Genomic DNA, 24,382 nt, shown 5'->3' with positions numbered 1-24,382 from the left:
CTGCAGGTGCTACCCTGCACCCTCTGGTACTTTCTGCACAAGCAGCGTAAAAGGAATGCTGCGCGACACATTTGGAGCTTAGCGTCGATGAAAGAGCATCGTGGCCGTCTGACCAAGGACGGCATCCGCATTTATGAACAGGGTGACTTTGCCGGGATGCATGCGGCAGGGGCGCTGGCGGCGCGGATTCTCGACGACATTGCCGACCATGTTTTTCCGGGCCAGACCACAGGCGCGATTGACGGTCTCATCACGCAGATGGTCGAAGATGCGGGCGCGACTTCGGCTACTATCGGTTACAAGGGCTATCAGCACGCAAGCTGCATCAGCGTGAACCACGTGGTCTGCCACGGCATCCCCGGCGACAAAAAGCTGAAAGACGGCGATATCCTCAATGTCGACGTCACCGTCATTGTTGATGGCTGGTTCGGCGACACGTCGCGCATGTATGTTGCGGGCAAACTGCCGCGCAAGGCGGAACGACTGATCCAGGTAACCCATGACGCGTTGTTCAAGGGCATCGAAATGGTCAAGCCCGGCAATACGTTCGGCGATATCGGCCATGCCATTCAGACCTATGTCGAGGCCCATCGGATGAGCGTTGTCCGCGATTTCTGCGGCCACGGTCTGGGCCGGGTCTTCCATGCGCCGCCGAACGTTCTGCATTACGGTCGTCCGGGTACCGGAGCCAAACTGGAAGAGGGGATGTTCTTTACCATCGAGCCGATGGTGAACCTGGGCCGCCCCGAGACCAAGACACTGGCCGATGACTGGACCGCCGTGACCCGCGACAAGTCTCTGTCGGCGCAATTCGAGCATTCGGTGGGCGTGACCTCGGACGGGGTCGAGATCTTTACCCTGTCACCGGGCGGAAAGTTCCACCCGACCTATTCTTCCTGATCGGCAGCCTGCTCGCGCAGCAGTTTCAGCAGCATCGTCTCGTCACTCCATGGGGTGACTGCGTCGTGGATAAACACGGGCGCGCGACGCGGTTTTGGCGGCGGGCCGGTCGTTGTGTCGGTATCGGATGTGATCGTCCAGAACGGAGACGGTAAGGCGCGGTCCATATCAGGGATGGTAGCACGCCCGGCTCAGATTCCCAAAAGCCGCGGGGCGTCGGCCATGTCGTGAAACACCTCTGCCCCCAATTGCGCCAGAGATGCCCCATCGTCATGGGCGGCAAACCCCAGGCACCGCATTCCGGCGCGAATGGCGGCGGTGACGCCATTCACGCTGTCTTCGATCACCACCGGGGACATCGAACCGAAACGTTCTGCGGCGGCCAGAAACATACCCGGCTCGGGTTTGCCGGTTCCCAGCACATGGGCGGAATACATCACATCGCTGAACCGGTCCCACAATCCATTCTGGCCCAATGTGATCCGCATCTTGTCCGGGCTTCCATTGGACGCGACACAGAACGGAATGCCCTTCTGATCCAAAAGCGTCAGCAGGCTTTGCACACCTGCCACCAACGGCACGCCTGCCCGCAGCTTTTCGTATGTTTCCGCATAAACCTGATCAGTCCAGTCGTCGGGCAGGTCCGCGCCCAAAGCCCGCGCTTTGTCCCGGACACCTGTCATGGTTCCACCCACGAACAGAGACATACACTCCGGAAGTGACAGGCTCAGCCCATATCGCGCCAGATTTTCCATCAAGACCCGGTTCGAGATGACCTCACTATCAACCAGAACTCCGTCGCAATCGAATATGACCAGATCGTGCATGGGGTCCTCCGCCTTTTTCGGTTGAGCTAGCCGAGGATCGACCAGCCTGCAAACCTGTAATCCGCGCAGGCCGTTTCAATCCGAAACGCCACGCTGCATCAATGAGATATGGGTGTCGCCGTATTTCCGTGCATCCAGCAGGCTGAACCCCTCAGGTACAACCATGGCAGAGTTTTCTTCCCAGACCAGAACCGCGTGGTCGCTGATCCAGCCGCCGGTCAGGGCAGCGGCGATTGCCTTCTGGCCCAGCGCCTTTCCGTAAGGCGGATCCAGAAAGATCAGATCACAGGGCGCGCCGGGGTTTTCCCCCAGTCGGGTCGCATCGCGGCGGATCAGGTTGGTGCGGTCGGCACTGCGGGTCAGGTCGATATTGCGTCGGATCAGCCCCTGCGCCACGCGCCCGTCATCGACAAAGGTCACATGAGATGCTCCGCGTGACAGCGCCTCGAGCCCCAATGCGCCTGTGCCCGCGAACAGGTCCAGCACCCGCAGGCCGTCAAATTCGATCTTGTGGGCCAGAACGTTGAACAGGCTTTCGCGGACCCGGTCCGTGGTGGGGCGCAAATGCGCGCCTGCGTCCCCCTTGCCGACCGGGGCCAGCGCGCGGCCCCGGAAGTCTCCGGCGATGATCCTCACGCCTTGAGCAGCGGTTTCAGGTCCGCGTCGGGGTCGGCCACAGTGGCCGGATCCGCCGTCTTGCCCATTTCGATCAGGCGCTTGCCGACCATGTAGGCGCGCGGGTCGTTCATCGCATCAACGGCAATCAACCGATCCCCGCTGTAATACCAGAACGACACCGTCTGACCCTCGCCCTTTCGGGTCACAACGCGGTCATAACCGGTGTTCAGCCCCGCGATTTGCAGTTTCACGTCGTACTGGTCTGACCAGAACCACGGCGTTGCAACATAGTCCTTTGCAGCCCCCAGCATGTTCTGGGCCACGATCTCGGCCTGATCGATGGCGTTTGGCACGCTTTCAAGGCGGATACGATCGCCCTTGTGCGGGAAGGACGCGCAGTCGCCCGCCGCCCAGATCGACGGGTCAGAAGTGCGGCCATGGGCGTCGGTCTTGATGCCGTTGTCCAGTTCCAGGCCTGCCATTTCAGCCAATTGGGTCGACGGGGCGATACCAACGCCGACCACCACGAAATCAACCGCAAGCTCGGTGCCGTCGGTCAGTACCGCGCCGGTGACCTTGCCGTTGTCGCCAACCAGACGGTCCAGCCCGACGCCTTCGCGGATGTCGGCGCCATATTCACTGTGCAGGGCGCGGAAATAGTCGCTGGTCTCGCGGGCAGCGACCCGTTGCAGGATGCGGTCGGCCATCTCGACCAGCGTCACCTTGACTCCGCGCTTGGCGCAGACCGCCGCAGCCTCGAGGCCAATGTAACCGCCGCCCACGATCAACGCGCGTGCGCCGTCTGTCACACGGGGCTCCATCTCGTCGATATGGGCCAGATCACGCACCACGTGCACGCCGTCCAGATCCCCGCCTATGGATGCGGGCAGGCGGCGCGGGTCCGATCCGGTGGTCAGTGCCAGCTCGTCGTAGGGAATGACCTCATCGCCCAGAGTCACGGTTTTTGCTTTTGGGTCGATGGCGGTGACACGCTGGCCGAGACGCAGGGTGATATTGTTCTCGGCATAGAAGCTTTCGGGTCGCAGGAACAGGCGTTCCAGCTCCATCTCACCCAACAGGTAGGCTTTGGACAATGGCGGGCGCTGGTAGGGCAGATGCGGCTCGGCCCCGATCAGGGTAATGTCCCCCTCAAACCCGTCCTTGCGCAGTCTGGCAACTAGCGAAGACCCGGCCTGACCGGCACCAATCACGACAATATGGCTCATGTTCCTCCCACCCTGTCGAATTCCCGTGGTTAACTTGATCCGCTCACCTATATTGCGGCAGGGACCGACTCTGCAAATCCAAATGACAGGAGCGCTAAAATGATTTCAACAGGTGATATGCTGCCCGAGGCCACGCTGACCCAGATCGGTGCGGAAGGCCCGGAAGAGGTTCGGGTGTCGGACAAGACCAAAGGGCGCAAGGTGGTGATTTTTGCCGTACCGGGCGCATTCACGCCGACCTGCCATTCGGCGCATGTGCCCAGCTTCATGCGCACCAAGGATCAGTTCAGCGCCAAAGGCGTCGACGAGATCATCTGCATCTCGGTCAACGATCCGTTCGTGATGAAAGCATGGGGCGAGGCGACGGGCGCCTCGGATGCGGGCCTGACCATGCTGGCCGATGCAGCATCCGAGTTCACGAAAGCCATCGGAATGGACTTCGACGCCCCGCCCGCGGGTCTGATCGCGCGGTCGAAACGTTATGCGATGCTGGTCGAAGATGGCCGGGTCGTGGCGCTGAACCTCGAAGAAAGCCCGGGCGCATGTGAAATTTCGGCCGGCGAAGGTCTGCTGGACGTCATCTGAAATTGGAAGGCCCCGGGGCAAGCCGGGGCCGGTTAAAGTGCATTTAACTTGATGCAACGCCCCGAAGTGCGAATACTTGGCACATATAACCGGGGAGTTTGTTTATGATGCTAAAGATTTTTCCTTTGATTTTAGGTGGCGCAGGCTTGTTGGCGGCCTGTGGACCGGCCCCCACACCGCAGCAGCAAGCCGCACGGCAGCATGAGATTGCCTGCCTCAGCGGGACCTTGGGTGGTGCGCTGATTGGCGGGGCCATCGGCAATCAGTTTGGCGGCGGATCGGGCCAAACGATCCTGACGGCAGCCGGTGCGGCAGCCGGTGGCGTGTCCGGTCAACGTTACGCGTGCTGAGGAGAGGCAGGATGAAACGTGGTATTATAGTGATCATGGCCATGATGATGGCCGGTGCCGTTTCCGCGGAAAGCGTCGCCGAATTGCATGAGGGCGAGCTGAACGCCATCGACGGAAACAACGACGGCTTCCTGTCGCGGGACGAGTTCAACGCCTTTTCCGACTATGCCTTTCAGGCAATGGATGAGGACAAGAATGGCACCCTGGGTCAGGCCGAAGCGAAACCCTTTCTAAGTCTCGACATGTTCCGGAAAGTGGACCGCAACAACGATAGCCAGGTTTCTCGTGCCGAATATGACGCACAGATGAACCAAGATTTTCTGGCCGCCGACCAGGACGGCAATGGCCAGCTGGACTGAAACGGACCGGCCGCGGAACAACCGGGGCTGATCTGATGGGACAGGAGCCTTTGATGAACAAATGGATTGGCCTTGGTGTTCTGAGCGTGATGGCGGCCTGTAACGTCCCGCAGGCCCCGGTAGTGACAGGCCCCGACGGGCAGGCGCGTATCCAGATCAACACCAATGGTCTGACCTGTTATCAGACACGTTGTCTCGATATTAACCCGGCGGCGCGCAGCGTCCGGTCGATCGGCAACAAGACAACCCGGATTCCAGGCGGCATCAATGTCAGCGATGGCACGGTTACTCCGGCTGAATTCGAACAGATGGGCGTAGCCGCATCATTGGCGGGCGGTGTGGGCTCGGGTAGCGACCGGGGCTAGAGCAGACTGTCCATCTTGCGCGCCAGCTTGGCATCCAGCGCGGAAAGGCCGCCTACGTCATGGGTGGACAGGACCACTTCGACCGTGCGGTAGATATTCGACCATTCGGGGTGGTGGTTCCACTTTTCCGCAAAGATCGCCACCTGCGTCATCCAGCCAAAAGCGTGGACAAAATCCTCGAAGATAAAGGTTTTTGTGATTGCATCCCGGTCATCGACCATCGTCCAGCCGTTCCTGAACAACGGATCCAGTAGCGGGCCGCGTGTCTCGGTCGACAATAGTTCGGTCATTGCTGTTCCTCCGGGTTCGATTTTCTGAACGGGCCATATTCCGTCAGAATCTCAATCTCTTCTCCCACCGCGCGGGCTTCGGCGTCCAGATAATTCTGCACAGCGTCCGCAAATCCCGGATCGCCGATCCAGTGCAGACTGTGCGTACGCGTGGGCAGATAGCCGCGGGCCAGCTTGTGCTCGCCCTGCGCGCCCGCCTCGACCCGTTTGAGGCCATGAGCGATGGCGAAGTCGATCGCTCTATAATAGCACAACTCGAAATGCAGACAGGGGTGATGCTCGACACAGCCCCAATAGCGTCCGAACAGCGTTTCACGCCCGATGAAGTTCAGCGCCCCGGCAACCGGATACCCATCGCGTTCAGCCAACACCAACGCCATGTCATCTGCCATGGTTTCCTGTGCAATATCAAAGAACTGGCGCGTCAGATAGGGCGCCCCCCACTTGCGCGATCCGGTATCCTGGTAAAAGCGCCAGAAAGCGTCCCAGTGATCGGGATGCAGATCCGCGCCTGTCAGTGTGCGAATGTCTCCGCCGAAGCCGTTTGCCTGTGCCCGTTCCTTGCGGATGTTCTTGCGCTTGCGGGACGACAGCGCCCTCAAAAACGCATCGAAATCGGTGTAGTTGTCATTGAGCCAGTGAAACTGCTGCGAGGTTCGGTGCATCAGTCCCATCTGCTCACCTGCACGCGCCTCATCATCGGTACAAAAAGTGATGTGAATTGACGAGACCCGGTTGTCGGCTGCCAGTTGCACCGCGCCCTGAACCAGCGCCGACGTGCCGACACCTTCATAGCCGGGCCGCACCAGAAAACGGCGCCCGGTTGCCGGGGTAAAAGGTACTGCGATTTGCAGCTTCGGATAGTAGCGCCCGCCGGCATTCTCATAGGCATGGGCCCAGCTGTGGTCGAAGATATACTCGCCCTGGCTGTGCGATTTGGCATACATCGGGGCGGCAGCAATCAGCATCCCGTCCAGATAAGCCGTCAGATATTGCGGCTGCCAGCCGGTACCGCGCCCGACCGAGCCGCTCTCTTCGAGTGCCAGCAGGAAACGGTGCGTGGTGAACGGGTCCAGCGGACGCCCACCACCATCAGTCTCGGGACAAGCGCAACTGTCCCACTCGGCCGCAGGTATCTGCGAGAGCGACCCAAGAACCCGAACCTCAATCTGCGCCTGATCCATATCCCCTCCCGCGTCTGTTCTTTATCTGTGACGGCCCGGGGCGGGATCAACCCGGATGTGCCGCCAGATACCCCTCGAAGGTCACGTTGTCGGCAACCTTGCGCGCCTCGGCCTCCTGCCCGGGCGTACGAACGGTCCAGCACAGGATCGGCACGCCACGCGCCTTGAGTTCAGCCACGCGGGGGCGGGAAAGGTCCTCCGCCTCGTGACTGATGAAAGCGGCACCGACCCGGTCGAAATCCGGGATTTCGCGCAAGTGGTCGCAAACCTGTTGCGGCAGAAGCTCTACCTTTGGATCGTAGGAACACGTGACCAGACCACGTGGCAGATGCGGCGCAAGCCGCGCCAGTTCCGCAACGCTGTTGGGATTGAAGGACATCAGCGCCACGGGGCCTTCATACCCGCGCAGTGCACGCACGGTGTCGCGTTCCAACGGTCCGATATCAGTGCCCATGGCACCGTCCTGATCCTTGAGCTCGATCAGCAGTGGTACCTTGCCCCCAATCAGCTCCAGCACTTCGTCCAGCGTGGGAATACCGTCATCGCCATGCAGCAGAGATGTGGCCTGTGCCTGCGCGCAGGTGGTCTGACGTATTGGGCCAGGCCGCCCGGTCAGCCGGGTCATGTCATAGTCGTGAAATACCATGGCCCGGTCATCGGCCGTCAGTTGCAGATCAACCTCGATGCCGTACCCGGCCGCGACAGCCGCGCGAATGGCCGCCCGGCTGTTTTCCGGGCGGTGATCCGCAATGTCGTGCAACGCCCGATGTGCAATCGGGGCTCGCAGGAACTCTGCTGGCAGAGATGGCGTCATTGGACTTCGAAAATGCCTTCGATCTCGACCGCGACACCCAGCGGCAGGGATGCCGCACTGACAGCCGAGCGCGAGTGGCGACCGGCTTCGCCCAGCGCCTCGACCAGAAAATCGGACGCGCCGTTGATGACCTGCGGCTGGGCCGTGAAATCAGCGGTCGAGTTCACAAAGCCGGTCAGCTTGATAACGCGCACGAGTTTCTCGATATCGCCGCCACAAGCCGCCTTGACTTGGGCCAGCAGGTTAATGGCGCACACCCTGGCTGCAGCTGCGCCTGCCTCGACATCCATGTCGTCGCCCAGTTTGCCGGTGATCAGATCGTCGGCCTTGGAAATCTGACCCGAGACATAGACGATGTTGCCAACACGTACGAAGGGCACGTAGTTCGCGGCCGGTGCGGGTGCGTCGGGAAGGGCAACGCCCAGGCTTTCCAGTTTCGCTGCAATGCTCATGTGATGATCCTCACCTTGTTTGACTCGGGCGGACGCTAACCGCGAACACGCGGTTGGAAAAGCTGGAAACCGTCATTTTTCATCGCTGAACGGCCTTGGCGAAACTTTTCTTATTCTGAACTGTTGAACTTGAGTCACTTTACCTACTTCCTTTCGGCGGGTTAAACGCTATGTGTTTCAAAGTGATTGCGAAACACATATGTGACGGCGAATTGGGCCTTGAAGCGCTGAAAAAGGCCACATTGATTAAGTATCCGGTGTACCCGCAACGGATGTATTGGAGTAACGAAGACCGTGTCGAGTAAATTCAGCCTGAAACCTCTGATCCTGCTGTCTGTCTTTGCTGTCCTGAGCGCCTGCGCATCCCAGCCGCAGGACCAAGCCGCACGCGGAGAAATCTTTGATCCGTATGAAAACGCCAACCGGGGTATCCACAAATTCAACCTTGGCGTTGACCGGTTTCTGTTTCGTCCCGCCTCGAAAGGCTACGTGAAGATCGTGCCCGACCCGATGGTCACAAGCTTCAACCACTTCGCCGAGAATCTGACCATGCCCGGTCAGGCCCTGGACTATCTTTTGCAGGGCAATATCAAACAGTCCGGCAATGCGCTGTTGCGGTTTCTGATCAATACGACCGTGGGCGGTGTGGGCCTGTCCGACCCCGCAAGCGAATTGAACCTGCCGCCTGTGGATACGGATTTCGGTGAAACACTGCATGTCTGGGGGGTCGGTGAAGGCGCCTATGTCGAACTGCCTTTCTATGGTCCGTCGACCGCGCGGGACTCGGTCGGTGTGATCGTCAACCTGTTCTCGAACCCGATCAATTTCAGCCCGGTCCGCCCGGTGGACAACATCGGCGTCTATGCCGAAGTTGTGCGCCGGATGGGCGACCGGGGACGGTTTGCAGACACGGTCGACTCGATCCTGTATGAAAGCGCCGACAGCTATGCCCAGGCGCGCACGATCTACCTGCAAAATCGCCGCTTTGAACTGGCCAGAGACGATGAGGACGCCTATCTGGGTCTTTATAACGATCCCTATGCCGAAACCGGAACCGACCCTGTCAGGGACCCCTATCTAGACCCTTACGAGGACCCCTATGCCGAATAACTCTCTGAACAGACGCGATTTTGTTGCCACCGGATTAGCAGGCCTTGCGCTTGCCCTAGTCCCCCTGCCCGCGCTTGCCCAGACCGAAGCCAGTGCCAAGGCTTTGGTTGTCAGCGTTGTTGACGACATCAATCGCGTGATCGCCTCGGGCAAATCCGAAAATGCCATGTTGCGCGATTTTGAAAAGATCTTCGTGCAATATGCCGATGTGCCGATCATGGCGCGTTATGTGCTGGGCGCCGACGGCCGCGCGGCCAGCCCAACGCAGCTGAAACAGTTCACCAAGGCGTTTCAGGGCTACATTTCCACCAAATACGGACGCCGGTTCCGCGAATTCATCGGCGGCGAAGTGACTGTTCGCGACGCGCGGAAAATCAAGGCTGGCTACGAGGTCAGAACCTCTGTCAAGCTAAAGGGATCCGCGCCGTTCGATGTAACCTTTCTGGTCTCGGACAAATCCGGGCGTGACCGGTTCTTCAATATGTTCATCGAAGGGGTGAACATGCTGCTGACCGAACGGACCGAAGTCGGAGCGATGCTGGATGCGCGTGGCGGCGACCTGAACAGGCTGATCAAAGACATGAACCGGCTCAGCTGATCCCATTCGAGAGATCAAAAAAGCGCCGCGCGAAACCCTCGCGCGGCGCTTTTTCATTTCAGTTGAGGCGTTCGCCGGTCTCTTCGGCGAAATAAGACACTTTGCTCATGTCGAAAGCCAGGTTCAGCATCTGACCGGCCTGTGCACTGGTTTCCGCATGCAGGCGCGCCGTGACCTGTTTGCCGCCCAGTTCCGAGACCACATAAGTGTCCGCGCCTGCAGGTTCGACCATATCGACCATGCACGCAGCCTCCTGTACGCCCGCTCCGGCACGAAAGCCTGCTTCGGCAATATCCTCGGGGCGCAGGCCAAGGATCACATCCTTTGGCAGGGACAAGTCGCGGGCATCGTTCAGCACCAGCGTCTCGCCCGCTCCGCGCGAGATAGCGATCTGGGTGCCTGACCCAGTGTTCGATGCTTTGGCCGGGATCAGGTTCATCGCGGGCGAGCCCATGAAGTCAGCGACAAACAGGTTGGCCGGGTTGTTATAGATCTCGGCCGGGCTGCCGATCTGCTGCACGATGCCGCCTTTCAGAACGACGATCTTGGTGGCAAGCGTCATCGCCTCGATCTGATCATGGGTCACATAGACGATTGAGGCATCCAGCGTCTGGTGCAACTTCTTGATCTCGGTCCGCATCTCGACCCGCAGCTTGGCGTCAAGGTTGGACAAAGGTTCGTCAAACAAGAACAGCTTGGGGTCGCGCACCAGCGCCCGCCCCATCGCCACACGCTGACGTTGGCCGCCAGACAACTGGCTGGGACGACGGTTCAGCAACTGCTCGATCTGCAGTAGCGACGCGACCTCTTTCAGTTTCGCGTCCTGCGTGGCCTGATCGACGCCGCGCACCTTCATGCCAAAGGTGATGTTCTTGGCGACGGTCATGGTCGGATACAGAGCGTAGGACTGAAACACCATCGCGATGTCACGGTCCTTGGGGCTGACATGGGTCATGTCATTGCCACCGATGGCCAGCGTACCACCGGAAATCGGTTCCAACCCGGCAATACAGTTCAACAGGGTGGACTTGCCGCAGCCCGAGGGGCCGACCAGCACCAGGAAATCGCCCGGTTCGATCGAGATGTTGATGTCCTTCAGAATCTCGGTCGCACCGTAATTCTTATACAGGTTGTTGATATCGAGGATGGGAGCCATGGGTCTTATCCCTTCACAGAACCGGCGGTCAGACCGCGGATGAAATACTTACCGGCAACGACATAGACGAGCAGCGTCGGCAGCCCCGCGATGATCGCGGCGGCCATGTCGACGTTGTACTCTTTGACGCCGGTGGTGGAGTTTACGATGTTGTTGAGCGCCACGGTCACGGGCTGTGTACCCGCCTGGCTGAATGACACGCCGAACAGGAAGTCGTTCCAGATTTGGGTGAACTGCCAGATCACGGTCACCACGATAATGGGCAGTGAAAGCGGCAGGAAGATCGACCAGAAAATCCGCAGGAACCCGGCACCGTCGACCCGAGCCGCTTTGGTCAGTTCGGACGGAATGGTGACATAGTAGTTGCGGAAGAAGAGCGTGGTGAAGCCCAGCCCGTAGATCACGTGCACAAAGATCAGGCCCGGAATGGTCCCGGCAATCCCCATCATGCCCAACAGGCGCGCCATCGGCAGCAGGACAACCTGGAACGGGATGAAGCAGCCAAACAGCATCAGCGAGAAGATGATGTTCGCGCCTTTGAACCGCCATTGCGCCACGACATAGCCATTCAGCGCGCCCAGCAGGGTCGAGATGGCCACGGCAGGCACCGCGATCAGGACCGAGTTCCAGAAATAGGGCCGCAGGCCCTCGCACTGGATACCGGTGCAGGCGCCGGACCACGCGGTTTTCCAGGCCTCAAAGCTGACCTCGCGCGGCAGGGAAATCAGGCTGCCCGTGCGAATTTCCTCAAGGCTTTTCAACGATGTGGTCAACATCACGAAAAGCGGCATCAGGTAATAGAGCGCGAACAGTCCCAAAAGGACATAAAGCAGCCAACGCAGGGCAATCTTGCCGGTGGCACTTTGGATGCGGGTTTGGGTTTGGGGCATCGACAGATCAGTCATTTTTCGCCCTCAGCTCTGAGTAAAGATAGGGAACCACGATGGCAAAGACGACCAGCATCATGATCATCGCAGAGGAAGCCGCCTGACCGATATCGCCACGCGAAAACGCCATGGCGTACATGTAGGTTGCGGGCAGATCGGTCGCGTAGCCCGGACCGCCACCCGTCAGGGCGATGACAAGGTCAAAGCTCTTGATCGCAAGGTGCGCCAGCACGATGAAGGCAGACAGGAAGATCGGGGCCATCGAGGGGATAATGATTGCCGTATAGATGCGCCATGTGGGGATACCATCGACCTGCGCGGCCTTGATGATCTCACCATCCACCGAACGCAAACCGGCCAGGAACAGCGCCATGACAAAGCCCGAGCTCTGCCAGATCGCAGCAATGACGATGGTGTAGATGGCGTAATCCGGGTTCACCAGCCAGTCGAATTCGAATTTCGGAAAGCCCCAGCCCTGCACCATCGCCTCGATACCCAGGCCCGGGTTGAGGATCCACTTCCACGCGGTACCGGTCACAATCATCGACAGCGCCATGGGGTACAGGTAGATCGTGCGAATGGCCCCTTCGACGCGGATCTTCTGATCCAGCAGAATAGCCAGCAACAGGCCCAGCATCATCGCGATTACGATGAACAGCGCGCCAAAGATATAAAGGTTGTTGATCGCCGTATCCCAACGGGGCGAGTCGAACAGGCGTTCGTATTGAATGAAGCCCTTGATCTCGTATTTTGGCAGTAGTTTCGATCGGGTCAGCGACACCCATGCGGTCCATCCGATAAAGCCGTAGACAAAGATCAATACGGCGATGAACGACGGTGCCAGCACCACCTTGGGCAGGTGGTTTTCCAGCCATTCGGACATTTTTTCCTCCGGGGAAAGATGCTCTGCCCCTCAGTATAGGGGGCAGAGCGTATTGGATCAGTAGCTGTTTGCCACCGCGTCCGCCAGTTGCTGAACCGCGTCAGCCGAGGACATATCCGAGTTGAAATGCGCGGTCACAACGTCGGTGATCGCACCAGCCTGCGCACCTCGCAGAGCCATACCATGCGCGTAAGAAGGCAGAAGCGAACCGCCTGCCGAGGTCGAGCCCATGTCTTCGGCCGAAATTTGCGCGCAGATGTCGAACGCATCCAGTGCAACATCCGTACGGGCCGGGATCGAGCCTTTGTTCAGGTTGAACACTTCCTGGAAGTTCGGCGCAACGATCAGCTTGGCCAGCAGTTCCTGGCCGGCGCGCTTGTCGTCACCTTCCACGTCAAACATGGCAAAGCTGTCGACGTTGTACAGGTAGCCGTCGCCGGGGGTCGAGGCGCACAGGAAGTCCTCGCCGGGCTTCTTGCCAGCCGCCAGGAATTCGCCCTTGGCCCAGTCACCCATGATCTGGAACGCCGCTTCGCCATTCATCACCATGGCGGTGGCCAGGTTCCAGTCACGGCCCGAGAAGTTTTCATCCACGAACCCGCGCAGGGTGCGCATCTGGTCAAAGACCTGAACCATGGTGTCCGAGGTCAGCGTTTCAGGGTCCAGATCAACAAAAGCCTTCTGGTAGAACTCGGGTCCACCCAGACCCAAAGCAACCGCTTCGAACACGGTCGCGTCCTGCCACGCCTGACCACCATGGGCCAGCGGGATCACACCGGCGGCCTGAAGTTTCTCGGCTGCGGCGTTGAACTCTTCCCATGAGGTGGGCATTTCGATGGCGTTGGCAGCCAGAACGTCGGCGTTGGCCCAGATCCAGTCGATGCGGTGGACGTTCACAGGAGCGGCGCACCAAGTGCCTTCGCACATCATGTGACCGGCGATCGACGCGGGCAGGACATCCGCCCAGCCTTCGGCCTCGGCCACGTTCGAGATGTCGGCCAGAACGCCTTCTTCGTACCATTCCTGAATTGCCGGGCCTTTCAACTGAACTGCGGTCGGAGCGTTGCCGGCCAGAACACGGGCCCGCAGCGCGGTCATTGCCGCGTCACCGCCGCCGCCAGCAACGGGCATGTCAGTCCAGGTACCGCCATTCGAGGCGAATTCTTCCTGCAGAACGGCGACCGATTTGGCCTCGCCGCCTGATGTCCACCAGTGCAGAACTTCGGCCTGCGGCTCGGCCATAACCGAGGTGCCTGCGACCACAGCCAGAGTCGAAACTGCGGACAATGCAAAACGTTTCATAAAGGGATCCTCCCAGATACTTTTTTAGCCACCGGACCGGCGGCGATGCGCGATACTACGAATAGCGGATGGCCGCCTGGCAATGATTTTCCGGGGTAAATCCCGGCAATAGTGGAATTTTTCCCACCATTTGTTACAGCCTGTTACGTTGGACTTGAATCTGTTGCCGTTCGTTACAATTGGCGAGCGGGACTGAAACCGTGACAGGGAGGAGAAGCGTGACCATTTCGCGCTTGTTGGTGGTGGATGACGACCCTGAAATGCGGTCGATGATGACCCAGTTTCTGCAGCAGAACGGGTTCATCGCACTTCCCGCCAGTTCGGACATGGAAATCCGCACGCACATGTCCTCGGGGCGCATCGACCTTATTCTGCTCGATGTCATGCTGGGAGATGAGAACGGCGTGGACATATGCGCCCGATTGCGGCGCGAACAGGATGTCCCGATCATATTCGTGTCCGCCTTGTCTGCCGATCATCAGCGCATGGCCGGGTACGAGGTGGGCGCGGACGACTATATCGCCAAGCCTTTCAACCCGCATCTGCTGCTGGCGCGGGTGCGTGCCGTGATGCAGCGGACTCGGCGCACGCCGTCTCTGGCCTATCGCCGCCGCACCCGGACCTTTCGCTTTGCAGGCTGGGTATATGACGGCAAACGGGACGAGGTTTTTTCGCCCGAGGGCTATCTGGTGCCACTTTCTCAGCGCGAAAGCGCATTGCTCAAGGTGTTGCTGGCCAATCCGCATATCCCGCTGACCCGGGCCGAGATCGCCGCAGCGCTGGACGTCACCGGTGATGGCGACAAGAGCGAGGCACAGGGCCGCGCCATCGATATGCTGGTGGGGCGTCTGCGTTCGAAGATCGAGGCCAATCCCAAAGAGCCGCAGATGCTGCGGACCGAACGGGGGCTGGGATATGTCTTTGCCACGGACGTTTCGGTGGAAGAGGACGCATGAACAGGCCTGCGTTGCGTCTGCGCAGCCTGGGCTGGATTTGGACAATCGCCGCGTTTTCCGCCGGTTTGGTTTCAGCCGGGCTTTGGTTTGCGTCTGCGCAGGCGTGGGAGGGCTTCCTGACGCGGGCGCAAGTTGCGGGCTTCGCGGTCTATGAGGACCTGCGTGTGGGCAAAACCCCGCCCTCCGGCATCACGATAACCCGATTGCCCGTGCCAAGCGCCGCCCTGGCCGAGGTCGGCCGGTTCGAACAACTGCCCGGCATGTCGGATCGCAGTTTTGTCACCAACTTGTCGATCTTCACCGACAGTTCCGCCCCGCTGAGCGGGCGCGAACTGACCCTGGCCGTCATGTCGGACCGCCTGGTTTACCCCGTTTCGGACATTCTCTCGGGCAGTGATCAGACTGGGCCGGAAAAGATGGGCAGCCTGACCCGGCTGCTGGCGACCTATTGCAGCGAACCGGTTCTGATCGCCCGCTTTGGGCGCAGTGCGTGGCAGATGGTGGACGGAACCGACGTCTGGGGCTGCGGTGCCGCACCAGCTGATCTACGACTGCCTGCAATTCTGGTGGCCGTTGTTGCGTTGGCGATCCTTCTTACCTCGGTCGGGAATGTCAGCGACACATTTACTCGGTTCTCACACGCACTGCGCGACCGAAAGCGGCGCGGCGGGCCGGACAGCTACGATACCGAGGGCCCCGGCGAACTGCGCGAAATCGTCGAGGCCGTGAACGACCATCTTGATGCGGAACGGGCGCAGCTGGAAAAGCGCGCCATTGTCTTGTCTGGCGTCAGTCACGATCTGGGCACGCCGGCCACACGCGTTCGGTTGCGCGCTGCCCTGATCCCCGACCGCGACCTGCGCGAGAAACTCGAGGCTGACGTGGACCAGATGACAGGAATGATCGAAAGCGTCCTGACATTGACACGGTCCGAACTCAGTGTCGAGGAACCACGCCAGATCTCGCTGACGGCGCTGGTTGAATCTGTGGTGGCCGATTACCAGGACATGGACCGGCCCGTCACCCTGAAACAGGCCGCCCCGGTTCTGGTCGAAGGCGGGCGTTCGGTTTTCATGTCGCGCCGCGGCCATGGCTCCATGCCCGAAACGCGGCGCATTCTGGTTATCGGGCGGCCAATTTCGCTGAAACGCGCATTGACCAACCTGATCGACAATGCGCTGAAATACGGGCGGCAGGCCGAGGTCGAGCTTGCGACAGATGCCCAGACGGCCACCATCACGGTCGAGGACAAAGGCGCCGACCTGAACGCCGCGGATATCGAGGCACTGATGGCACCGTTCCGGCGCGGTTCGAATATCGGATCCTCTGACGGCTATGGTCTGGGTCTGACGATCGCCGCAACCATCGCCGAACAGCATGGTGGGACACTTAGCTTCGAGGCCGGAGAACAGGGATTGCGTGCCCGTCTGCACATCACGCGGCAGTAGTGGTTCTTGTCAGATCGTGTAACTGCGCACCAACGCGCTTGCGATCAGGGACCACCCGTCAGCGATGACAAAAAAGGCCAGTTTAAACGGCAGTGACACGGTAGCCGGAGGAACCATCATCATGCCCATCGACATGAGAACCGCTGCGACCACAAGATCAATGATCAGAAACGGCAGGAAAACCAGAAATCCGATCTGAAAGGCCCGCGCAATTTCCGACAGCATGAAAGACGGCATCAGAACCGATACCGGCGCGTCCGGCGACAGCGCAATCGTGTCGCCGCCCGGACGCAGGGCCGCCATGGCGTGAAACGTATCCGGATCAAGCCGAGCGGCCATGAAGGCGCGAAATGGAGCCAGCGCACGTTCCAGCGCCGGTTCCACTTCCATTGTCTCTTCAACCATCGGGCGTATTCCGGTTTCCCAGGCCTCGGTGAAAACCGGCTCCATGATGAAATAGGTCAGGAACAGGGCCAAGCTGACAATCAACATGTTCGGCGGTGACTGCTGCAGGCCGATGCCCTGCCGCAATATGGCCAGAACCGTAACCAGAAACGGAAAGCAGGTGATCATGATGGCCAGTCCGGGCGCCAGACTCAGCACCGTGATCAACAGGATCAGCTGCACTGTGCGCGCCGAGATCGACCCACCCTCACCCAGCGACAAGGTCACATCCTGCGCCGCCGCCAAGGACGGGGTCAGCAGCGCCAGCGCCAAGGCAAGCCAGACCAGCGGACGCATCAGCCGATCCCGCGCTGAAGGTCCGATATCTCGGTCAGGCGCACGGCCAGTTGACCGGCCTGATCGCCCTCCAATTCTTCCAGAAGCCCCCGCGCAACCAGCTGGTCGCCGACATACAGGTCAACGGGATCCTCGATACGCTTGTCCAGGGTCAGTACCGCGTTTTCGCCCAACGCCAGCAGGTCGCGGATCAATGGCCGCGCCCGACCGACCGAGACCGTCACTTCGATCGGGACGGTTTCAAACGGATTTGATTTTCCCTTATTTAGGGTCTGATTCTCACTCATTTGACAGTGCCTTTTTTGCCTCGAACAGATAAGCGTCGAATGCGTTGGAAATCGACGCCAGCAAGGCGTTGCAATCCACCTCCTGCTGCGACATGCCAACCTGCAGCCGCGCCTTCCCCGGTTCCAACGATGAATCCTCGATCACTTTTGGTGGTGGGCTCAGACCCGGCGGCACAAGAGCGCCGACACCATTCCCCTGCCCCACAGGAACCAGTATTTGCATGGGCTGACCGATCTGCTCGCCAGCCAATTCGCACAACTGCTCCACCAGACGGGTCCCAAAGCCCCGCTCCAGCGTTTCCGGCAGAACAAGACGGACGAGCCCCTCGAACATCGGCTCAAGCGACAGCGACATCCGGTTCAGCGCCTCGTGATAGGTGAAGGACATGTCTTCAAGCGAGGCGGCCAGCGCAGCGGACGTCCGATCAAGGCTTTGTTCCTGTGCGGTCAGGGCATCCTCCCAACCTGCCTTGTAGCCGTGTTCAAATGCGGCAAGGCGATGCTCTTCCAGCGCCTCCTCGTCCAGCAGATGAACCTGAACACCACTGGCCTGTGCCGAGAAGTCTTCAAGGAGATGGGCGATGGACATCACACAGCCTCCTCACCTTCTTCAAGCCAGCTGCGCAGAATTTCGACTGTTTCTTCCTGCTTTTCACCGATCATTGCGCGCAAGCGGTCAACCGGGTCAGCGCCGGCAGGCGACCCCAGCGCGGGAACCTCTGCCTGCTTCGCCTGACTGGGTATTTGCGCAAACTCTACCCCATCCGCCGTCGCGATTTCACCAACAAGAAACGGAGCGTCCTCAGACTCGGGCCTACGGTCCGCAGGCAAAAGCGCGGTGGCCGCAACCGGCTTTGTCAGAATCGGGCGGATTACAAACAACCCCAGGATCAGAGAGACAATCGCCAGCACCGCCATCTGAATCAGAGACATGGCGTCCAGATGGAGTTTCGGCCAGAAAGAACCGGAAACCAGCACTCCTTGCGGCTCTATCAAAGGCATATCCATCGATTTGAGTGTAATCACGTCGCCCCGCACAGCGTCGAAACCAACGGCAGACGCGACCAACTCGCGAAGCGCGTCCAGCTCGGTCTGCGGCAACGGCACAAAGCTTTCCGTCCCTTCATCCGTCACTTCCCTGGAACCGTTAACGAGAACTGCCACTGTCAGTCTTTTGACCGCCCCAGGGGCGTTGTGCACTTCCAGTTCGGTCTCGGACACTTCGTAATTCACCCGTTCCCGGGTCTGGGTCGCAGTGGAGTTAGATTCGTCACCGCCCGCCGCGTCGCCATCCGGAAGGTTCGACGCGACGGTCACATCCGAGGACTGGTTGCGCGCACTGTCCGAACGTTCTTCTACATCCGTGCTGATTGCCACGCGCGTTTCAGGGTCGATGCGGCGTTCGCGGATCGATTCGGTCCGTGTCACCGTATCGACACTGACTTCGACCACTGCGTTTCCCGCGCCAACGCGGGCCTCGACCAGACGCAAAACCCGCTCGCGCAGGGTTCGGGCCTTGTCATCAGCCGTGTCTGCCGCGGCCTGACTTTCCTGCGCGCCGATCACCGCTCCGTTTGAATCGATAACCGCCACGTTTTCCGGGGTCAGGCCACTGACCGCCGACGACACCAGAAAGCGAATGGCACGGGCCTGATCTGCCGTAATCTGACCACCCGAAGGCACCAGATACACCGATGCTGTTGGCGCGGCGCTGCGCTTGAACGGGTTGGAAGAACTGTTTGCGATATGAACACGGGCCTGACTGACATAGGCACTGCCGACGATGGTCCGGGCAAGCTCACCTTCCTTGGCACGCCAGTAGGCGGCATCGAACATCTGCGACGTGGTGCCGAACCCGCTAAGCGAGTCGAGCAGTTCGTACCCGCGGTTGCCGTTTGCAGGCAACCCCTCGCTGGCGAGCGTCATGCGCAGTTCATCCCGCTGCGTTCCGGGGACATAAATCGAACCGCCGCGAATTTCGTATGCAACCCCGCGCTGATCCAGGGCCCGGACAATATCGCCAGCGGCCCCGCTTTCGAGCCCGGCATATAGCAACGTCATCGACGGTGCCGTCACCAGCCGGGACATGGCAAGAACCCCAAGAAAAACCAGCACCACCGCACCGGCGACGACAATTTGCCTACGCCTGTCCAAATTTGCCCAGACAGTTCTGATCTGCTGCACTCTCACCTCCGACTCGCCGACATTCTGCCCGGCGCAACCTCTGTTTGGACGATTGCCCTTAACAATCGGTTAGTCCCTGCGGGGTTATGACGGTGGCCGAACGGATGGATGAGGACGCCATGGCTGACGCAACGGCTGAAGAAAGCGAAGCCCCGGTAAAACCGAGGAAAACGGGCCTGATCGTCGGGGCGGTTTTGGCCGTTCTGGGTGCGGCCGGCGGTTATTTTCTGGCAACGTCCGGCCTGTTGCCGCTGGCTGGCAACGGTACCGAATCCGATGAAGAAACGGCTGAAATCTCTGCCGAAGCAGTGCCCGAGATTGGCTTTGTCGACCTGCCACCCGCGATCATTTCGGTGGATGTCGGCGATTCGCGTCATCTGAGGTTTCATGCCCAGCTTGAAGTGAATGCACCCTACATCGGTGATGTCGAAAAGATGAAGCCCCGCATCATGGACGTTCTCAATGGTTATCTCCGCGCGATCGAAGTCGAAGACTTGGAGGATTCGCTGGCTTTGATCCGCATTCGTGGACACCTGCTGCGGCGTATCGAAATTGTCGTGGGCAAAGGGCGCGTCCGCGATGTTCTGGTGATGGAATTTGTGCTGAATTAGGAGGCGAAATTGGAGCTGATTGCGGATATTTTGCTTGTTGCAGGCGCGCTTGGCGCCGGTCTGTATTGTTTTGTACTGTCGCGGCGGCTCCGGAAATTCACTGATCTGGAGCAGGGTGTCGGTGGTGCCGTGGCGGTTCTGTCCTCGCAGGCGGACGCGCTAAAAAGATCGCTTGAGTCGGCCCGGTCTGCCTCCGATCAGTCCGGGGTTGCTTTAAAAGACCTGACCCAGCGTGCCGAGTCCGTAGCCGGGCGGCTCGAGCTGATGATGGCTTCAATGCACGACATTGTCCCGGACGAGGACAACGTTGGCTCAGGTCCGGAAGACCCTGAGCCCGGTGAAGCCGAGACAGAAAACTCCGCGATTGAACCGGCGGTGGATTCGGAGACCCCGGCGCCACAGGGTCCCACAAAGCAACCGGATACGGAGAAACACGAGGATTTCGAGGTCGCACCTCAGCCTAAGGGACAGCCGGAAGGTCTGATGTTTTTCAGGCATGCCCGCAAATCAGGCGAGGCCACGCCATGAAACAACGAAAAACGCCAAGCAGGCGGGGTCGGTCTCGTGGCGGAGTATTGACTGTGATTTCCTTGCTGATGGTCGGGTCCGCTGTGATCCGATTGGGTCTGGAAGCCGGCCCCGCCCTTGCAAAGGCTGCCGACCCGTCTCAGCCACTGCTGCAACCTGCTTCTCAAAAGGCACCGGATGTTCAGGTTCTGCTGACCGAACTGCTTCGCCGGGAAGAACAGCTGGTACAACGTGAAAACACCCTTCTGAATAGGGAAAAGGCCTTGGAAATAGCAGATCAGGCCATCGAATCCCGCCTGATTGCCCTGCAGCAGGCGGAACAGGACCTGCGAGCCACTTTGGCCATCGCCGACACGGCCGCCGAAAGCGATCTGAGCAAGCTTACGGACATGTACCAAAGCATGAAGCCGAAAGACGCCGCCGCATTATTCGAAACCATGGACCCGGTGTTCTCTGCAGGTTTTCTGGCCCGAATGCCTTCCGATGCTGCGGCCGGCATTCTTGCCGGGCTCCCGCCCGAGGTCGCCTACACGGTGAGCGTCGTGATGGCAGGTCGCAACGCTTCGGCCCCCGAAGAATGATGAAACTATTGGTCGTACCCAAAACACATTTTGCCGGAGAACGCAGATGATCGGACTTGTAGGAATCATCGTCATTTTCGTCATGGTTTTCGGCGGCTATCTCGCAGCTGGCGGCAAGATGGCTATCATTATGAAATCATTGCCTTTTGAAATGATGATGATTGGCGGAGCCGCTGTTGGGGCATTTCTGATCAGCAACGACATGAGCGCGGTCAAGCATACCGCCAAAGACATGGGAAAGGTATTCAAGGGACCCAAATGGAAACCGCAGGATTACCGCGACCTGCTGTGCCTTTTGTTTTCCCTGATCCGCATGGCCAAAGCCAACCCGGTCGAGGTTGAGCAGCATATCGAAGAACCCGAAAACTCTACTCTGTTTTCTGCATATCCGAAAATTCAGGCAGACCAGGAAGCGGTGGATCTTATCTGTGACACGATGCGATCAGCGGCCATGAATTATGACGATCCGCATCAGGTGGAAGAAGTGCTGGAAAAACGGATGGAGGCCAATTTCCACCACGCCATGCATTCCAGCCACGCGTTGCAGACCGTGGCCGACGGGCTGCCAGCGCTGGGAATTGTCGCGGCGGTTCTTGGTGTGATCAAGACGATGGGATCGATCGACCAGCCACCCGAAGTTCTGGGAAAGCTGATCGGCGGCGCCCTGGTCGGCACGTTTCTGGGTGTCTTTCTTGCCTATGGCCTAGTCGGCCCGTTCGCGGGGAAACTGAAAGCCGTGGTCGAGGAGGACAACCATTTCTACCAACTGATCAAAGAGGTTCTGGTTGCCAACCTGCACAACCATAACGCTGCAATGTGTATTGAAGTCGGACGACAAAACACGCCAACGCACAACCGCCCCGGCTTTGCCGAACTGGAGGATGCGCTGAAGGAACTCAAACAGGCGGCGGCATGATCCGGGGTGCTCTTCTCGCTATTTCTCTGTTCGTGGTCGCCAATTGTGCCGCGGCACAATCCGTCACGGTTCGATCCGGCGAACATGACGGGCACACGCGGCTTGTCGCGCAGGTGCCTCATGGAACCGAGTGGGCTTTGACCCAGAAAAAGAACGGTGCGCTTCTGAAGGTGGCCATTGACGATGTCAGGTTCGAAACAGGGTCTGTCTTTGCCCGACTCTCAAGCACCCGTTTGAGCACGCTTTCTCAGGCTCGGTCTGGTGCCGAATTGGACATGGAATTCGGGTGCGACTGTGCCGCGTCCGCCTTTCTGTATCAGGAGACGATGATCGTCATCGATATTGCCCCGGTGGATGCCCTGCCACCACTTGGCCCATTGTTGGTGTCCGTGCCAGACATCTCGCAAGGTCCCGAGCAAGAACAATCCGCGTCTGACCGGGCGCCAGAGCCATTTGCACTGCCGCTTCTTGAACAGGGATTGCAAAGAATAGAAGAACGGCTTTCTACGCGGTTCGTGCAAGGCGCGGATCGCGACATCCTTGACCTGAACCTTGCCGGTCAGGGACCGCGTCGGGTGCCTGAGATCCACGATTTGGAAGATTTGCCGGACCTGGAGCCGAACTTCCGGGTTTCGTCAGTGCTGGAGGACTTGCCGGGCTTTCCGGTGCCGGACATTCAACCGGTGCCATCGCGCCCGGCCTGTCTGACGCGCGCGGAATTCGGGTTTGATAGTTGGTCAGATGGGCGTTCCTTTTCCGAACAGATAGCCGATCTACGAGTCGGACTCTTTGAAGAGTTTGATCGTGTGGATTCGGAAACTGTCATGAAACTGGCAAGACTATACGCTTTCCACGGTTTCGGAATCGAGGCTTTACAGGTGCTGGATCTGACCACTTCGCAATCTTCCGATAGGGACCGGATCGCGGCCATTGCCCGGATCATTGACGATCAGACAGTCGCTGAACCGAACCCGTTCGAAAACCTTCAAGGGTGCGCCAGTGACGCGGCGTTGTGGTCGGTGTTAAGTGAAGAGACACTACGGTCCGATGCTGATCTGGAGGCCATTGAACAAGCTTTCCCGCGCCTGCCGGACCATCTGCAGCGCCACTTCGGCCCGTCACTGGCGAATATCCTGGTGGAAGGCCAGAAACTTGAGGCGGCGCGGCGGATCCTGCGGACAATCGACAGTGTTGAGCCCGAAAGCCGGCCTGAGGTCAGTCGCGCGAAAGCTGCGGTTGCCAGTGCTGAAGGGGATGACCCGCAAACAGAGGCTTTACTAAACGAAGTCATCTCGTCACCGGATGCCGTGCTGGAAGCCCCGCTGGCGCTGGCGCAACTGGTAGAAAAACGCTGGGGGGAAAGGGGTGCGGTCTCGGCTCAGGAAGTCGATCTGGCGGCAGCATATGTGCTGGAGTTCCGGAGATCCGAAATTGGGCCAATGATGATGCAAGCCCATGCAGTGGCGCTGAGCCTGAGTGACCGGTTCGATGCGGCGGTGGATCTTGCCGAAAGCCTGCCTGCGAGTGAAGGCAGGGCGGGAACGCTGAACCAGGTTATGTTGATGGTGGCGGAACGCTCGGATGACATTACATTCCTGCGCCGAACCCTGGGCTTGGCGGATGACTTCGTGTCGGATCTGAGCACCGAAACCGCCATCGCACTTTCCGATCGGCTGGCGACGCTCGGGTTTGCTTCAAAGGCCCATTTCTTCGCCAGCCGTCCGCAAGACAGTATCAAACGGTCGGAGCGTGCAAGGCTGAGGGCTCGCGCGGCCTTGCTGGGCGGCCGTCCTCATCAAGCCATGCTCGAGCTTGCCGACGATGATAGCGTTCAAGCCGACCTTCTTCGGATTGAGGTGGCCCGTACTGTCGGAGATTTCGTAAAAGCCGGTGAACTATCGAAGAAGCTTGGGACGCTGAATGAAGCCGATAGATATTTCTGGCTGGCCAATCTGACAGATCAACCAGCAGATCAAAACGGGCAGTTCGCAAAGATTGCTGCAACGACGCGGGCTTTGGCAAAACAACCAGCACGAAACCCGGCCAAACCGCTGGCAGATGCGGCATATCTTTTGAAAGATAGTGAAGATACGCGCCAAAAGATTGCCGAGTTGCTTGCCGCGCTTGATCCCTAACGAAAGCCACTGCCCACGATTGCATAAGTGGTTCGAGGGAATAGACGCATCGACTGTTCGATCACAAACAGCACTGTAATGCTGTGGGA

General features: G+C 59.4%; 30 protein-coding genes. 14 read left to right on the top strand and 16 right to left on the bottom strand.

Annotation, left to right across the window (positions count from 1 at the left end; genetic code table 11):
- The first annotated feature begins 87 nt into the window (after nucleotides 1-87).
- Nucleotides 88-900, top strand: coding sequence for a type I methionyl aminopeptidase (gene map, locus ACR0J2_RS21475; protein WP_170613008.1), 813 nt, complete (start codon nucleotides 88-90; stop codon nucleotides 898-900).
- On the opposite strand, the gene ACR0J2_RS21470 is transcribed toward map, so the two are convergent.
- From ACR0J2_RS21470 to ACR0J2_RS21455, 4 genes are all read right to left on the bottom strand, one after another.
- Nucleotides 888-1,067, bottom strand: a complete 180-nt coding sequence (locus ACR0J2_RS21470) for a hypothetical protein (RefSeq protein WP_480813789.1) — start codon at nucleotides 1,065-1,067, stop codon at nucleotides 888-890. The two genes, map and ACR0J2_RS21470, sit on opposite strands and share 13 nt — an antisense overlap.
- A gap of 24 nt (nucleotides 1,068-1,091) precedes the next feature.
- A complete protein-coding gene (locus tag ACR0J2_RS21465; protein WP_480813788.1) occupies nucleotides 1,092-1,727 on the bottom strand; it encodes an HAD family hydrolase in 636 nt (211 codons plus the stop codon).
- A gap of 75 nt (nucleotides 1,728-1,802) precedes the next feature.
- Nucleotides 1,803-2,363: a 16S rRNA (guanine(966)-N(2))-methyltransferase RsmD gene (gene rsmD, locus ACR0J2_RS21460; protein WP_170679920.1), complete on the bottom strand. Its 561-nt coding sequence runs from the start codon at nucleotides 2,361-2,363 to the stop codon at nucleotides 1,803-1,805.
- Nucleotides 2,360-3,571 (bottom strand): NAD(P)/FAD-dependent oxidoreductase, encoded by a 1,212-nt coding sequence (locus ACR0J2_RS21455; RefSeq protein WP_170824946.1) that lies wholly within the window; start codon nucleotides 3,569-3,571, stop codon nucleotides 2,360-2,362. The genes rsmD and ACR0J2_RS21455 overlap by 4 nt, the downstream gene beginning before the upstream one ends.
- Before the next feature lie 99 nt (nucleotides 3,572-3,670).
- Here ACR0J2_RS21455 and ACR0J2_RS21450 point away from each other — a divergent pair, with 99 nt between their 5' ends.
- The 4 genes from ACR0J2_RS21450 to ACR0J2_RS21435 all read left to right on the top strand — a co-directional run bounded on the left by ACR0J2_RS21450 (nucleotide 3,671) and on the right by ACR0J2_RS21435 (nucleotide 5,230).
- Nucleotides 3,671-4,156 (top strand): peroxiredoxin family protein, encoded by a 486-nt coding sequence (locus tag ACR0J2_RS21450; protein WP_170612998.1) that lies wholly within the window; start codon nucleotides 3,671-3,673, stop codon nucleotides 4,154-4,156.
- 104 nt (nucleotides 4,157-4,260) lie between these two features.
- Nucleotides 4,261-4,506, top strand: a complete 246-nt coding sequence (locus ACR0J2_RS21445) for a glycine zipper 2TM domain-containing protein (RefSeq protein ID WP_170612996.1) — start codon at nucleotides 4,261-4,263, stop codon at nucleotides 4,504-4,506.
- 11 nt (nucleotides 4,507-4,517) lie between these two features.
- Nucleotides 4,518-4,865, top strand: a complete 348-nt coding sequence (locus ACR0J2_RS21440) for a hypothetical protein (RefSeq protein ID WP_170612994.1) — start codon at nucleotides 4,518-4,520, stop codon at nucleotides 4,863-4,865.
- Between the two features lie 53 nt (nucleotides 4,866-4,918).
- Nucleotides 4,919-5,230: a hypothetical protein gene (locus ACR0J2_RS21435; protein WP_170612992.1), complete on the top strand. Its 312-nt coding sequence runs from the start codon at nucleotides 4,919-4,921 to the stop codon at nucleotides 5,228-5,230.
- Here ACR0J2_RS21435 and ACR0J2_RS21430 read toward each other — a convergent pair.
- From ACR0J2_RS21430 to ACR0J2_RS21415, 4 genes are read right to left on the bottom strand one after another with little or no spacing between them, the layout of a single operon-like run.
- On the bottom strand, nucleotides 5,227-5,520 hold the full coding sequence (locus ACR0J2_RS21430; protein ID WP_170612990.1) for a 4a-hydroxytetrahydrobiopterin dehydratase: 294 nt from the start codon (nucleotides 5,518-5,520) through the stop codon (nucleotides 5,227-5,229). The two genes, ACR0J2_RS21435 and ACR0J2_RS21430, sit on opposite strands and share 4 nt — an antisense overlap.
- Nucleotides 5,517-6,704, bottom strand: a complete 1,188-nt coding sequence (locus tag ACR0J2_RS21425) for a GNAT family N-acetyltransferase (protein WP_480813787.1) — start codon at nucleotides 6,702-6,704, stop codon at nucleotides 5,517-5,519. The genes ACR0J2_RS21430 and ACR0J2_RS21425 overlap by 4 nt, the downstream gene beginning before the upstream one ends.
- 46 nt (nucleotides 6,705-6,750) lie before the next feature.
- Complete coding sequence (locus ACR0J2_RS21420) at nucleotides 6,751-7,518, bottom strand: glycerophosphodiester phosphodiesterase family protein (RefSeq protein WP_480813786.1); 768 nt, start codon at nucleotides 7,516-7,518, stop codon at nucleotides 6,751-6,753.
- Complete coding sequence (locus ACR0J2_RS21415) at nucleotides 7,515-7,970, bottom strand: RidA family protein (protein ID WP_170612984.1); 456 nt, start codon at nucleotides 7,968-7,970, stop codon at nucleotides 7,515-7,517. Before ACR0J2_RS21415 ends, ACR0J2_RS21420 begins: the two co-directional genes overlap by 4 nt.
- Nucleotides 7,971-8,264: 294 nt before the next feature.
- Here ACR0J2_RS21415 and ACR0J2_RS21410 point away from each other — a divergent pair, with 294 nt between their 5' ends.
- Entirely contained in the window at nucleotides 8,265-9,080 is an 816-nt protein-coding gene (locus tag ACR0J2_RS21410) for an MlaA family lipoprotein (protein ID WP_480813785.1), read from the top strand.
- Nucleotides 9,070-9,678 carry an MlaC/ttg2D family ABC transporter substrate-binding protein gene (locus tag ACR0J2_RS21405; RefSeq protein WP_480813784.1) on the top strand — a complete coding sequence of 203 codons (609 nt, stop codon included), beginning with the start codon at nucleotides 9,070-9,072 and terminating at the stop codon, nucleotides 9,676-9,678. The genes ACR0J2_RS21410 and ACR0J2_RS21405 overlap by 11 nt, the downstream gene beginning before the upstream one ends.
- A gap of 58 nt (nucleotides 9,679-9,736) precedes the next feature.
- Here ACR0J2_RS21405 and ACR0J2_RS21400 read toward each other — a convergent pair whose 3' ends face one another.
- The 4 genes from ACR0J2_RS21400 to ACR0J2_RS21385 are packed head-to-tail and all read right to left on the bottom strand — an operon-like array spanning nucleotide 9,737 to nucleotide 13,906.
- On the bottom strand, nucleotides 9,737-10,834 hold the full coding sequence (locus tag ACR0J2_RS21400; RefSeq protein WP_170807032.1) for a sn-glycerol-3-phosphate ABC transporter ATP-binding protein UgpC: 1,098 nt from the start codon (nucleotides 10,832-10,834) through the stop codon (nucleotides 9,737-9,739).
- Nucleotides 10,835-10,839: 5 nt separating this feature from the next.
- Nucleotides 10,840-11,739 (bottom strand): carbohydrate ABC transporter permease, encoded by a 900-nt coding sequence (locus tag ACR0J2_RS21395; protein WP_480813783.1) that lies wholly within the window; start codon nucleotides 11,737-11,739, stop codon nucleotides 10,840-10,842.
- Complete coding sequence (locus ACR0J2_RS21390) at nucleotides 11,732-12,604, bottom strand: carbohydrate ABC transporter permease (protein ID WP_480813782.1); 873 nt, start codon at nucleotides 12,602-12,604, stop codon at nucleotides 11,732-11,734. The genes ACR0J2_RS21395 and ACR0J2_RS21390 overlap by 8 nt, the downstream gene beginning before the upstream one ends.
- Nucleotides 12,605-12,661: 57 nt before the next feature.
- Entirely contained in the window at nucleotides 12,662-13,906 is a 1,245-nt protein-coding gene (locus ACR0J2_RS21385; RefSeq protein ID WP_480813781.1) for an ABC transporter substrate-binding protein, read from the bottom strand.
- Nucleotides 13,907-14,124: 218 nt separating this feature from the next.
- On the opposite strand from ACR0J2_RS21385, the gene ACR0J2_RS21380 reads away from it, so the two are divergent.
- Complete coding sequence (locus ACR0J2_RS21380) at nucleotides 14,125-14,862, top strand: response regulator transcription factor (RefSeq protein WP_321249810.1); 738 nt, start codon at nucleotides 14,125-14,127, stop codon at nucleotides 14,860-14,862.
- A complete protein-coding gene (locus ACR0J2_RS21375) occupies nucleotides 14,859-16,310 on the top strand; it encodes a sensor histidine kinase (protein WP_480813780.1) in 1,452 nt (483 codons plus the stop codon). Before ACR0J2_RS21380 ends, ACR0J2_RS21375 begins: the two co-directional genes overlap by 4 nt.
- Nucleotides 16,311-16,319: 9 nt before the next feature.
- Here the strand turns inward: ACR0J2_RS21375 and fliP are convergent, their stop codons facing one another.
- From fliP to fliF, 4 genes are read right to left on the bottom strand one after another with little or no spacing between them, the layout of a single operon-like run.
- Entirely contained in the window at nucleotides 16,320-17,051 is a 732-nt protein-coding gene (gene fliP, locus ACR0J2_RS21370; protein ID WP_480813779.1) for a flagellar type III secretion system pore protein FliP, read from the bottom strand.
- A complete protein-coding gene (locus ACR0J2_RS21365; RefSeq protein WP_170807038.1) occupies nucleotides 17,051-17,338 on the bottom strand; it encodes a FliM/FliN family flagellar motor C-terminal domain-containing protein in 288 nt (95 codons plus the stop codon). The genes fliP and ACR0J2_RS21365 overlap by 1 nt, the downstream gene beginning before the upstream one ends.
- Nucleotides 17,331-17,927, bottom strand: coding sequence for a FliH/SctL family protein (locus tag ACR0J2_RS21360; protein ID WP_480813778.1), 597 nt, complete (start codon nucleotides 17,925-17,927; stop codon nucleotides 17,331-17,333). Before ACR0J2_RS21360 ends, ACR0J2_RS21365 begins: the two co-directional genes overlap by 8 nt.
- Nucleotides 17,927-19,522 (bottom strand): flagellar basal-body MS-ring/collar protein FliF, encoded by a 1,596-nt coding sequence (gene fliF / locus ACR0J2_RS21355; protein ID WP_480813777.1) that lies wholly within the window; start codon nucleotides 19,520-19,522, stop codon nucleotides 17,927-17,929. The genes ACR0J2_RS21360 and fliF overlap by 1 nt, the downstream gene beginning before the upstream one ends.
- A gap of 86 nt (nucleotides 19,523-19,608) precedes the next feature.
- On the opposite strand from fliF, the gene ACR0J2_RS21350 reads away from it, so the two are divergent.
- Genes ACR0J2_RS21350 through ACR0J2_RS21330 form a run of 5 tightly spaced genes read left to right on the top strand, consistent with a single transcriptional unit; the run spans nucleotide 19,609 to nucleotide 24,293 of the window.
- A complete protein-coding gene (locus tag ACR0J2_RS21350; protein ID WP_480813776.1) occupies nucleotides 19,609-20,133 on the top strand; it encodes a flagellar basal body-associated FliL family protein in 525 nt (174 codons plus the stop codon).
- Nucleotides 20,134-20,142: 9 nt separating this feature from the next.
- Nucleotides 20,143-20,661: a hypothetical protein gene (locus tag ACR0J2_RS21345; RefSeq protein WP_480813775.1), complete on the top strand. Its 519-nt coding sequence runs from the start codon at nucleotides 20,143-20,145 to the stop codon at nucleotides 20,659-20,661.
- On the top strand, nucleotides 20,658-21,242 hold the full coding sequence (locus ACR0J2_RS21340) for a MotE family protein (protein WP_170679946.1): 585 nt from the start codon (nucleotides 20,658-20,660) through the stop codon (nucleotides 21,240-21,242). Before ACR0J2_RS21345 ends, ACR0J2_RS21340 begins: the two co-directional genes overlap by 4 nt.
- A gap of 46 nt (nucleotides 21,243-21,288) precedes the next feature.
- A complete protein-coding gene (gene motA, locus ACR0J2_RS21335) occupies nucleotides 21,289-22,158 on the top strand; it encodes a flagellar motor stator protein MotA (RefSeq protein WP_480813774.1) in 870 nt (289 codons plus the stop codon).
- A complete protein-coding gene (locus ACR0J2_RS21330; RefSeq protein WP_480813773.1) occupies nucleotides 22,155-24,293 on the top strand; it encodes a hypothetical protein in 2,139 nt (712 codons plus the stop codon). Before motA ends, ACR0J2_RS21330 begins: the two co-directional genes overlap by 4 nt.
- The last annotated feature ends 89 nt before the right edge of the window (nucleotides 24,294-24,382 follow it).

This window comes from Ruegeria sp. CG4 (genome assembly GCF_056537185.1).
The sequence above is the reverse complement of the archived record's forward strand: the minus strand, read 5'-3'. Positions and strand labels throughout refer to the sequence as shown.

What these genes read in the sequence shown, in the direction of transcription:
- map (WP_170613008.1), top strand. Translation starts at nt 88, where the DNA reads ATGAAAGAGCATCGTGGCCGTCTGACCAAGGACGGCATCCGCATTTAT.
- ACR0J2_RS21470 (WP_480813789.1), bottom strand. Translation starts at nt 1,067, where the DNA reads ATGGACCGCGCCTTACCGTCTCCGTTCTGGACGATCACATCCGATACC.
- ACR0J2_RS21465 (WP_480813788.1), bottom strand. Translation starts at nt 1,727, where the DNA reads ATGCACGATCTGGTCATATTCGATTGCGACGGAGTTCTGGTTGATAGT.
- ACR0J2_RS21455 (WP_170824946.1), bottom strand. Translation starts at nt 3,571, where the DNA reads ATGAGCCATATTGTCGTGATTGGTGCCGGTCAGGCCGGGTCTTCGCTA.
- ACR0J2_RS21450 (WP_170612998.1), top strand. Translation starts at nt 3,671, where the DNA reads ATGATTTCAACAGGTGATATGCTGCCCGAGGCCACGCTGACCCAGATC.
- ACR0J2_RS21445 (WP_170612996.1), top strand. Translation starts at nt 4,261, where the DNA reads ATGATGCTAAAGATTTTTCCTTTGATTTTAGGTGGCGCAGGCTTGTTG.
- ACR0J2_RS21440 (WP_170612994.1), top strand. Translation starts at nt 4,518, where the DNA reads ATGAAACGTGGTATTATAGTGATCATGGCCATGATGATGGCCGGTGCC.
- ACR0J2_RS21435 (WP_170612992.1), top strand. Translation starts at nt 4,919, where the DNA reads ATGAACAAATGGATTGGCCTTGGTGTTCTGAGCGTGATGGCGGCCTGT.
- ACR0J2_RS21430 (WP_170612990.1), bottom strand. Translation starts at nt 5,520, where the DNA reads ATGACCGAACTATTGTCGACCGAGACACGCGGCCCGCTACTGGATCCG.
- ACR0J2_RS21425 (WP_480813787.1), bottom strand. Translation starts at nt 6,704, where the DNA reads ATGGATCAGGCGCAGATTGAGGTTCGGGTTCTTGGGTCGCTCTCGCAG.
- ACR0J2_RS21420 (WP_480813786.1), bottom strand. Translation starts at nt 7,518, where the DNA reads ATGACGCCATCTCTGCCAGCAGAGTTCCTGCGAGCCCCGATTGCACAT.
- ACR0J2_RS21415 (WP_170612984.1), bottom strand. Translation starts at nt 7,970, where the DNA reads ATGAGCATTGCAGCGAAACTGGAAAGCCTGGGCGTTGCCCTTCCCGAC.
- ACR0J2_RS21405 (WP_480813784.1), top strand. Translation starts at nt 9,070, where the DNA reads ATGCCGAATAACTCTCTGAACAGACGCGATTTTGTTGCCACCGGATTA.
- ACR0J2_RS21400 (WP_170807032.1), bottom strand. Translation starts at nt 10,834, where the DNA reads ATGGCTCCCATCCTCGATATCAACAACCTGTATAAGAATTACGGTGCG.
- ACR0J2_RS21395 (WP_480813783.1), bottom strand. Translation starts at nt 11,739, where the DNA reads ATGACTGATCTGTCGATGCCCCAAACCCAAACCCGCATCCAAAGTGCC.
- ACR0J2_RS21390 (WP_480813782.1), bottom strand. Translation starts at nt 12,604, where the DNA reads ATGTCCGAATGGCTGGAAAACCACCTGCCCAAGGTGGTGCTGGCACCG.
- ACR0J2_RS21385 (WP_480813781.1), bottom strand. Translation starts at nt 13,906, where the DNA reads ATGAAACGTTTTGCATTGTCCGCAGTTTCGACTCTGGCTGTGGTCGCA.
- ACR0J2_RS21375 (WP_480813780.1), top strand. Translation starts at nt 14,859, where the DNA reads ATGAACAGGCCTGCGTTGCGTCTGCGCAGCCTGGGCTGGATTTGGACA.
- fliP (WP_480813779.1), bottom strand. Translation starts at nt 17,051, where the DNA reads ATGCGTCCGCTGGTCTGGCTTGCCTTGGCGCTGGCGCTGCTGACCCCG.
- ACR0J2_RS21365 (WP_170807038.1), bottom strand. Translation starts at nt 17,338, where the DNA reads ATGAGTGAGAATCAGACCCTAAATAAGGGAAAATCAAATCCGTTTGAA.
- ACR0J2_RS21360 (WP_480813778.1), bottom strand. Translation starts at nt 17,927, where the DNA reads ATGTCCATCGCCCATCTCCTTGAAGACTTCTCGGCACAGGCCAGTGGT.
- ACR0J2_RS21350 (WP_480813776.1), top strand. Translation starts at nt 19,609, where the DNA reads ATGACGGTGGCCGAACGGATGGATGAGGACGCCATGGCTGACGCAACG.
- ACR0J2_RS21340 (WP_170679946.1), top strand. Translation starts at nt 20,658, where the DNA reads ATGAAACAACGAAAAACGCCAAGCAGGCGGGGTCGGTCTCGTGGCGGA.
- motA (WP_480813774.1), top strand. Translation starts at nt 21,289, where the DNA reads ATGATCGGACTTGTAGGAATCATCGTCATTTTCGTCATGGTTTTCGGC.
- ACR0J2_RS21330 (WP_480813773.1), top strand. Translation starts at nt 22,155, where the DNA reads ATGATCCGGGGTGCTCTTCTCGCTATTTCTCTGTTCGTGGTCGCCAAT.